We start from the raw sequence: 402 nt of genomic DNA, 5'->3' as shown, positions 1-402 counted from the left end.
GCTGGAAAACTTCCGCTTCCTGCCGAGCTGGCGCGTCGACGACGTGATGATCAGCTTCGCCGCCCCAGGTGGCAGCGTCGGCCCGCACTTCGATAACTACGACGTGTTCCTGCTGCAAGGCCACGGCAAGCGCAACTGGAAAATCGGCCAGATGTGCGACACCGAGAGCCCGCTGCTGCAGCACGCGGACCTGCGCATCCTCGCCGAATTCGAAGCCACCGATGAGTGGGTACTGGAACCGGGCGACATGCTCTACCTGCCGCCGCGCCTGGCTCACTGTGGCGTGGCTGTCGACGACTGCATGACCTACTCGGTCGGTTTCCGCGCCCCGAGCGCCGCTGAAGTGCTGACCCACTTCACCGACTTCCTCAGCCAGTTCCTGTCGGACGAAGAGCGCTACAC

At 64.2% G+C, this 402-nt stretch carries 1 protein-coding gene; it reads left to right on the top strand.

The window, feature by feature from the left end; genetic code table 11:
- Positions 1-402 (top strand): cupin domain-containing protein (locus AC1DF0_RS32515; protein ID WP_477577732.1); only part of this gene is annotated, 402 nt, incomplete at both ends.

It is taken from the genome of Paenibacillus sp. 05T425 (assembly GCF_056396205.1).
This window is presented reverse-complemented; position numbering and strand designations above follow the sequence as displayed.